The 7,264-nt window shown below is 73.5% G+C and carries 9 protein-coding genes; 5 read left to right on the top strand and 4 right to left on the bottom strand.

Annotated features, from left to right (window positions below; all coding sequences use genetic code 11):
- Positions 1-140: 140 nt before the first annotated feature.
- The 3 genes from AB0C69_RS34900 to AB0C69_RS34890 are packed head-to-tail and all read left to right on the top strand — an operon-like array spanning position 141 to position 2,866.
- Positions 141-1,307 carry a thiolase family protein gene (locus AB0C69_RS34900; RefSeq protein ID WP_360359433.1) on the top strand — a complete coding sequence of 389 codons (1,167 nt, stop codon included), beginning with the start codon at positions 141-143 and terminating at the stop codon, positions 1,305-1,307.
- 2 nt (positions 1,308-1,309) lie between these two features.
- Complete coding sequence (locus AB0C69_RS34895; protein WP_345175316.1) at positions 1,310-1,705, top strand: OB-fold domain-containing protein; 396 nt, start codon at positions 1,310-1,312, stop codon at positions 1,703-1,705.
- A 9-nt stretch (positions 1,706-1,714) separates the two neighbouring features.
- Positions 1,715-2,866, top strand: coding sequence for a nitronate monooxygenase (locus AB0C69_RS34890; RefSeq protein WP_360359430.1), 1,152 nt, complete (start codon positions 1,715-1,717; stop codon positions 2,864-2,866).
- 72 nt (positions 2,867-2,938) lie between these two features.
- Here AB0C69_RS34890 and AB0C69_RS34885 read toward each other — a convergent pair whose 3' ends face one another.
- Complete coding sequence (locus tag AB0C69_RS34885) at positions 2,939-3,427, bottom strand: pyridoxamine 5'-phosphate oxidase family protein (RefSeq protein ID WP_345175321.1); 489 nt, start codon at positions 3,425-3,427, stop codon at positions 2,939-2,941.
- 18 nt (positions 3,428-3,445) lie between these two features.
- The gene (locus AB0C69_RS34880) at positions 3,446-4,291 is read right to left on the bottom strand and encodes an MFS transporter (protein ID WP_360359426.1); all 846 of its coding nucleotides are present in this window, start codon (positions 4,289-4,291) and stop codon (positions 3,446-3,448) included.
- A gap of 224 nt (positions 4,292-4,515) precedes the next feature.
- Here AB0C69_RS34880 and AB0C69_RS34875 point away from each other — a divergent pair, with 224 nt between their 5' ends.
- Positions 4,516-5,259 carry a DUF2071 domain-containing protein gene (locus AB0C69_RS34875; RefSeq protein WP_360359423.1) on the top strand — a complete coding sequence of 248 codons (744 nt, stop codon included), beginning with the start codon at positions 4,516-4,518 and terminating at the stop codon, positions 5,257-5,259.
- Between the two features lie 6 nt (positions 5,260-5,265).
- Here AB0C69_RS34875 and AB0C69_RS34870 read toward each other — a convergent pair whose 3' ends face one another.
- Positions 5,266-5,787, bottom strand: a complete 522-nt coding sequence (locus AB0C69_RS34870; RefSeq protein ID WP_360359420.1) for an N-acetyltransferase family protein — start codon at positions 5,785-5,787, stop codon at positions 5,266-5,268.
- Positions 5,788-5,839: 52 nt separating this feature from the next.
- On the opposite strand from AB0C69_RS34870, the gene AB0C69_RS34865 reads away from it, so the two are divergent.
- Positions 5,840-6,334 (top strand): pyridoxamine 5'-phosphate oxidase family protein, encoded by a 495-nt coding sequence (locus AB0C69_RS34865; RefSeq protein WP_360359417.1) that lies wholly within the window; start codon positions 5,840-5,842, stop codon positions 6,332-6,334.
- A 9-nt stretch (positions 6,335-6,343) separates the two neighbouring features.
- On the opposite strand, the gene AB0C69_RS34860 is transcribed toward AB0C69_RS34865, so the two are convergent.
- Positions 6,344-7,162 carry a class I SAM-dependent methyltransferase gene (locus tag AB0C69_RS34860; RefSeq protein ID WP_360359414.1) on the bottom strand — a complete coding sequence of 273 codons (819 nt, stop codon included), beginning with the start codon at positions 7,160-7,162 and terminating at the stop codon, positions 6,344-6,346.
- Positions 7,163-7,264 lie beyond the last annotated feature (102 nt).

Genomic DNA, 7,264 nt, shown 5'->3' with positions numbered 1-7,264 from the left:
AAGCCCGACACATGGGGCGAGCACCAGGACCGCTTCATCCGCCACCGCCTGAACGCCGTCCGGGCCGGCGATCACCCCGCCCGCTCCCCTACCGAACGCGATTCTGTACCGTGGCGCCGACGGACGAGGAGAGCGAGGCGATGGGCACTTCGATCGTGGGGCTCGGCATGACCGAGCTCGGCAGGGTCTACGGGCGCAGCCCGCGGCGGCTCGCCGCCGACGCGGTGCGGCTGGCCGCCGCCGACGCGGGCCTGGCGCTCGGCGACCTGGACGGGCTGCTGGTCAGTCACGGCCTGGGCGGCTCGCCCGGGATCGAGCTGGCCGACACGCTCGGCCTGCGCGACCTGCGGCTGCTGGCCCTGGTCAACTCCTTCGGCGCGACGGCCGGGGCGATGGTCTCGTACGCGGCGATGGCGGTGCTGAACGGTTCGGCGACCACGGTCGCGTGCGTGTTCGCGGACGCGCCGCTGAAGCCGAAGCAGTCGGCGGGCTCGGCCTACAACCGCGACGGCCGCGGGAAGGAATGGTACGGGTTCGGGGGGATGACGGCGGCGCTCGGTCTGCGCAGCGTGAACTCCCACTACGCCCTCGCCGCCCAGCGGCACATGGCCCGCTACGGCACGACGAGCGAGCAGCTCGGCGCGATCGCCGTGGCGACCCGGCGGTGGGCCGCCGGCAACCCGCTCGCCCAGATGCGCGAGCCGATCACGATCGAGGACCACCAGCGCTCCCGCTGGGTGTCCGAGCCGCTGCACCTGCTGGACTGCTGCCTGGTGTCCAACGGCGCCGTCGCCGTCATCGTGACGAGCGCCGACCGGGCCCGCGACCTGGCGCGCCCGCCCGTGCACCTGTGGGGCTGGGGGCAGGGGCACCCGGGTCACCGCAAGGAGCGCGGCAGCGACTTCGGCCTGACGACGGGCGCCGCGGCGTCCGGCGCGGCGGCGATGAAGATGGCCGGCGTCACCGTCGCCGACGTGGACGTGTGCGAGCTGTACGACTGCTACACCTACACGGTCCTGGTGACGCTGGAGGACTACGGGTTCTGCGCCAAGGGCGAGGGCGGCGCGTTCGCCGCGTCCGGCGCGCTCGGGCCCGGCGGGTCGCTGCCGACCAACACCGGCGGCGGGCAGCTGTCGGCGTACTACATGTGGGGCATGACGCCCCTGTCGGAGGCCGTGATCCAGGCGCGGGGGGACGGCGGGGAGCGGCAGGCGCCCTCCACCGACGTGATCCTCGTCAGCGGGAACGGCGGGATCCTCGACCACCACTCCACTCTGGTCGTCAGCCCGCACGAGAAGGGGGCCTAGGCATGGACGTCGGCGTTCTGCGGCGGGACGGGCGGACCGACCCGTTCTTCGACGGCACGGCCGCCGGCCGGCTCGTCGTCCGGCGCTGCGAGGCGTGCGACCGGTGGTTCGCGCCGGACGCGAGCGGCTGCCCCGGATGCGGCGAGGAGGACCTCGGCTGGGCGGAGGCGAGCGGCGCGGCGACCCTGGTGACCTGGACGGTCCTGCCCAAGGAGCCGCCCGTGTTCCTGGCGCTGGTCGAGCTGGCCGAGGGGCCGTGGCTGCACGCCCGCCTCGACGGCGTGGAGCGCGCGGACCTGCGGGAGGGGCTCGCGCTGCGCGCGGCGTTCGAGCATCCGGACGAGGGCGAGTCGTACGTGCTGTTCCGCCCCTGGACCGAACGCGGTTCGGTCCGTTAGCGTCGGGCCATGAACACCGAGGTCTGCGCACGGTTCGGCATCGAGTTCCCGCTGTTCGCCTTCAGCCACTGCCGCGACGTCGTCGCCGCCGTCACCAACGCCGGCGGGTTCGGCGTCCTCGGCGCCGTCGCGTACACCCCGGACCGGCTCGAGGAGGAGCTGCGCTGGATCGACGACCACGTGGGCGGCCGCCCCTACGGCGTCGACGTGCTCGTCCCCGGCAAGATCGACAAGGCGGCGGAGGGCGGCGGCGGCCTGGACGCCCTGCTCGCCGCCGTCCCCGACGAGCACTGGAACTTCCTCGTCGGCCTGTTCGCCAGGTACGACGTCCCGCTGCCCGACTTCGAGAAGGCGAAGCGGTCCAACGCGCGCGGCGGGGCGCGGGTCACCAAGGAGGGCGCCACCGAGCTGATCGACGTGTCGCTCGCCCACCCGATCGGCCTCATCGCCAGCGCCCTCGGCACCCCGCCGCCGCTGATGGTGGAGAAGGCCAAGGCCGCCGGGATCCCCGTCGCCGCGCTGGTCGGCACGTCCGAGCACGCCCGCCGCCAGGTCGCCGCCGGCGTCGACCTCGTCGTCGCGCAGGGCGGGGAGGCCGGCGGGCACACCGGCGAGATCTCCACGATGGTGCTCGTCCCCGAGGTGGTCGACACGGTCGCGCCGGTGCCCGTCCTCGCCGCGGGCGGGATCGCCACCGGACGCCAGATGGCCGCGGCCCTGGCGCTCGGCGCGTCCGGCGTGTGGTGCGGCTCGGTGTGGCTCACCACCGAGGAGGCCGAGACGTCCCCGCCGGTCAAGGAGAAGCTGCTCGCCGCCACGTCCCGCGACACGATCCGGTCGCGGTCGCGGACCGGCAAGCCCGCCCGGCAGCTGCGGTCCGCGTGGACGCAGGAGTGGGAGGGCCCGGACAGCCCCGGCCCGCTCGGCATGCCGCTCCAGATGATCGTGGCGGAGGGCGCCATGCGGCAGATCACCAAGGTGGCCGAGTCCGGCAACCCGGGCGCCCGCGCCCTGGCGAACTACTTCGTCGGCCAGTGCGTCGGCCTGATGAACACCGTCAAGCCCGCCCGCCAGGTCGTCTACGACATGGTCGAGGACTTCGCCGACGCGGTGGAGCGCCTCAACCGCATCACCGGCGAGGAGTCGGCCACTCAGCCCTGAGGGCGTCGAGATGACCGGGTCGGGCCCGCCGGTCCGGCCCGGCAAGGGCGACGTCCCGGCCCCGGCGCCCGCTCAGTGCTTCCCTTCGGCGTACCAGATGGTGCTGCGGAGGTCGGTCCCCCTGATCACCTGGACGCGCCAGGGCTCCAGCCGCAGGACGTGCAGTTCCGGATCCTCCGGCCCGCCGCGCCAGAACCGGCCCAGGTCGTACCCGGCGCCCCGCGGGCTCGTCCGCCGGTAGAGGTCCCAGACGCGGCGCTTGGTCTCCAGGTCGTCGTCCCAGGCGGCGACGGCGTCGATGCTGACCGCGTTCTGCCTCGGCGTCCAGTAGGAGAACGTGGTGTGCGGATTGCCGGCCAGATGCGCGGCCTTCACGGGCGTCCGGTATGTGGCGAGCCAACCCAGCGGGCGGCCGTCGCCGGTCTCCCAGACGGGGATGAGCACACGCGCGCGGGGCCGGCCCTTCGCGTCGACGGTGGTCATGGTCGCGTACACGATGTCGCCGATGTAGGCGTCGAACTGATCCCTGATCTCGGTGAACGACTTCACCTTCGTGGCCACTGGCGTCTCCCTTCCCGATCAGGCGGCGGTCTCGGCGGGCTCGGCGAGCGGGCTCCAGTCCGGGGTCGCGTCGTCCGGGGCCGCGGGCGAGCGGAGGCCGAACGCGACCACGACCGCGCCCAGCACCGCCGCCGCGACCGGGACGGCGAGGGCGGTGCGCAGGGCGTCCAGGCCCGTTCCCGCGCCGAGGCCCTCCAGCCGGACCACCCCGTACGCCAGCAGCAGCATCGCCCCCGTGACGGTCAGTGCCCCGGCGATGTCGAAACCGCCCGGGCTCCGCACCGCGCCCGCGCCGGGGAGCAGGGCCGGCGCCGCCACCAGGATCAGCGCCGCCATGATGACCGGCGCGAAGAACACCCACCTCCAGCCGAAGGACGCGAGCATGCCCCCCGCCACCAGCCCCAGCGAGAACCCGCCCGCCGCCGTCCCCGCGTAGACGCCCAGTGCCCGGGTGCGCGCTGGCCCCTCGGGGAAGGTGGAGGTGACCAGCGCCAGCCCGGCGGGCGCCATGAACGCGGCCGCGACGCCCGTGAGGAAACGCGCGGCCAGCAGCATCCAGCCCCCGGTGGCGAATCCGCCGACGCCGGAGAAGACCAGGAAGACCGACAGCCACAGGACGAACATCCGCCGGTGCCCCAGCAGGTCGGCGGCCCGGCCGCCCAGCAGCATGAAACCGCCGTAGCCGAGCACGTACGCGCTCACCACGCCGCCGAGCATCCCCGTGGACAGGCCCAGGTCGGCGCGGATCGACGGCAGCGCGACGTTCAGCATCGCGACGTCGATCCCCTCTAGGAAGATCGCGCCGCACAGCACCATCAGGACGCCCCCTGCGCGCCCGTTCATTCGCTCGCTCGAATCGGACATCGTCGCCCGGCACTCCTTCGACGGAACCGGACGGGGTGGTTCCCCAGGTGACGGCCGGTTCCCTCCTGTCACCGGCCACATCGTCCGGCACTGCCGGTGAGATCAGAAGACGGCACTTCCGAGTCCCCCGGTTACCGCGCGGATACCGGCCCCGACGACGGCGTTCTCCGGGGGACCGGCGCGGACCGCGAGGTACATGATCAATCGTGTGCGACGATGGCGGGGTGCCCGTTCCCCAGCCCATCGCGGCCGATCCGCCCGGCGTGGTCCCCAGGCCGTGGATCACGCAGTGGTGGCGTGACCTGGCGTTCGTCCACTGGGCCGTGGAGCCGCGACGGGTGGCGCCGCTGCTACCGAAGGGCGTCGCTCCGGACACACTGCACGGGGCCGCCTATGTCGGTCTCATCGCGTTCAGGATGGACCGGGTCGGGTGGTTCAGGCTGCCCGGAGTCCCGTACTTCGGGACGTTCCCGGAAACGAACGTGCGGCTGTACTCGGTGGACGCGCAGGGGCGGCGCGGCGTGGTCTTCCGGTCGCTGGACGCCGCGCGGCTGCTGCCCGTGCTGATCGCGAGGGCCGGGGTCCGGCTGCCGTACCAGTGGGCGCGCATGGCCATCCGAGCCCGGGACGACGTGATCGGTTACGCCAGTTCACGACGCTGGCCGGGCCCGCGCGGCGCCTACAGCCGGATCGCCGTGCGGATCGGCGAACGGGTGGAGGAGCCTTCGGAGCTGGAGCACTTCCTGACCGCCCGCTGGGGCATGCACACCGCCGTCCGCGGGCGTGTCGCGTTCCTGCCGAACGTCCATCCGCGGTGGCCGCTGCACCGGGCGTCGCTCCTGCGCTGCGAGGAGAACCTCGTGGCCGCGGCGGGCCTGCCGGGGCCGCTCGGGGAACCGGTCAGCGTGCTGTACTCGCCGGGCGTGCCGGTGCGGTTCGGCCGCCCGGACGATCGATCGCTCCGCTGAGCCGCGCTACAGGACGAGGGGGCTACGGCGTTCGAGGAGGACGACGTCCCTCCAGCGGCCGTTGAGGCGGCCCAGGCGTTCGCGGACGCCCACGGTGCGGAACCCGACCTTGGCGTGCAGCCGCAGGCTGGGGGTGTTCTCGGGGAAGACGCCCGACTGGATCGTCCAGATGCCCTCCTCCTCGGTGGAGGCGATCAGGGCGGACAGCAGCGCGGCGCCCACCCCCCGGCCCTGCGCACGAAGGCTGACGTAGACACTGTGCTCCACCACCCCGCTGTAGCAGCAGCGGTCGGAGACGGGCACGGCGGCGATCCAGCCGAGGACCTCGCCCGACGGGCCCGCCTCGGCGGCCACGTACCGGTGGCGCCCCAGCTTGGCGGCGTCGAACTGCGCCCAGGTCGGGGCCGTGGTCTCGAAGCTGGCCTGGCCGGTGTCCAGGCCCTCCTGGTAGATCGCCAGCACGCGGTCGGCGTCGTCCGGGCGCATGGCCCTGACGACGATGCCGGGTTCCTCGATCGGCTCGTTCATGTGCGTCCTTCCGGTCCGCGGATGTCAGCCCCATCCGCGAGACTTCTCCTCCATGAGCCTGCCAGAGGATTTGGACGAGTTGGCGCGAGCCGTCATCGACGAGAACCGGTACATGACCCTGGGGACGAGCGAGGCCGATCACCGGCCCCGCCTGTCGCCGGTGTACTTCACGCACGCCGGCTACCGCACGTTCTACTGGGTGTCCTCCCCGGACGCGCGGCACTCCGGCAACATCGCCGCGCGCCCGGAGGTCGCCCTCGTCGTCTACGACTCGAACGTGGAGATCGGGCAGGGCCGCGCCGTCTACGTCGACGCCGTGGCCTCCGTCGTTCCGGACGATGATCTGCCGCGGCGCTGCGCCGAGGCGTTCCCCGACGCCGGTCCGGGCGCCGTGGCCTTCCAGCCGGACGAGCTCAGCGGCGACGCCCCGCTGCGCCTCTACCACGCGGACGCGACCGGATACGAGGTTCACCTGCCGGGCCGCGACCCGCGCAACGCCGCCGGGATCGACACCCGGCGCCGCGTGCACCCGGTGAAGCAGACCTGAGGCCGCCCGTCACCCCTGGCCGGGGTCGCGCACGGCGGTGACGGCCATGGTGGCGTAAGGCATGACGAATGAGCCCCCCATGGCGTCGACGGCCTCGCCGACGCCCTCCAGCACCCGCGCCCGGTCGGCCTCCGGGAGCCTGGTGAGCGTGCCGTGGGTGGGCATCTGGTCCAGCCACTCGTCGCGGGTGTAGGTGTGCTCCCAGTCGAACCGCCATTGCTCCGGCGCGCCGAAGCCTCCGGCGGCCCGAATCCCGTCGGCGGCCTTGGCGAACATCATCTGGTAGATCTCCATGGCCGGCCTGTCCGCGTGGACGGTGAACGGCGAGTCGGGCACGACCCGCCGGTAGACGGCGGCGAAGGCGTCCGCCACGGCGGGCGGGAGCTGGAACACGTGCCAGAACGCCGCCAGCCGGCCGCGCGGGCGCAGCACCCGCGCCGCCTTGGCCGCTCCGGCGACCGGGTCCACCCAGTGCCAGGCCGTCCCGGCGATCACGGCGTCGAAGCCCCGGCCCGCGGGGTCCCAGGACTCGAACGTCGCCTCCTCGACCTCCAGGCCGCCGCGCCGCGCGAAGGCGGCCATCCGCGCGTCGGGCTCGACGCCGAGCACCGTGCAGCCGGCCGCCTGGAACTGGCGGGCCTCGATGCCCGTGCCGCAGCCGACGTCGAGGACGTCGGGGCCGGGGCAGGCGGCGGCGATCCGCTCCACGAGGGCGTCGGGATAGCGGGGCCGGGCGCGGTCGTAGCGTTCGGGGTCCGTGCCGAAGGACTCCGCCACCTCGCGGGCGCGATGCGGCTCGGGGGACGGGTCGGTCGCTATAATGGGCATGCGCCCACTATGAATGGGCGCTTGCCTGGCCCATCTCCTCGTTGAAGTACGGGAAATGCCAGTCCTGCGGGTCTTCGACGACTCCGTCGAGCGAGATGAACA

It is taken from the genome of Actinomadura sp. NPDC048032 (genome assembly GCF_040653175.1).
Classification (GTDB): domain Bacteria; phylum Actinomycetota; class Actinomycetes; order Streptosporangiales; family Streptosporangiaceae; genus Spirillospora; species Spirillospora verrucosospora.
Note: the sequence above shows the minus strand (reverse complement) of the source record. Positions and strands in the feature narration are given on the sequence as shown.

Bases quoted from the DNA above. Each gene is read 5' to 3' on its own strand.
- AB0C69_RS34880 (WP_360359426.1), bottom strand. From the start codon at position 4,291: ATGTCCGATTCGAGCGAGCGAATGAACGGGCGCGCAGGGGGCGTCCTG.
- AB0C69_RS34895 (WP_345175316.1), top strand. From the start codon at position 1,310: ATGGACGTCGGCGTTCTGCGGCGGGACGGGCGGACCGACCCGTTCTTC.
- AB0C69_RS34870 (WP_360359420.1), bottom strand. From the start codon at position 5,787: ATGAACGAGCCGATCGAGGAACCCGGCATCGTCGTCAGGGCCATGCGC.
- AB0C69_RS34860 (WP_360359414.1), bottom strand. From the start codon at position 7,162: ATGCCCATTATAGCGACCGACCCGTCCCCCGAGCCGCATCGCGCCCGC.
- AB0C69_RS34865 (WP_360359417.1), top strand. From the start codon at position 5,840: ATGAGCCTGCCAGAGGATTTGGACGAGTTGGCGCGAGCCGTCATCGAC.
- AB0C69_RS34890 (WP_360359430.1), top strand. From the start codon at position 1,715: ATGAACACCGAGGTCTGCGCACGGTTCGGCATCGAGTTCCCGCTGTTC.
- AB0C69_RS34900 (WP_360359433.1), top strand. From the start codon at position 141: ATGGGCACTTCGATCGTGGGGCTCGGCATGACCGAGCTCGGCAGGGTC.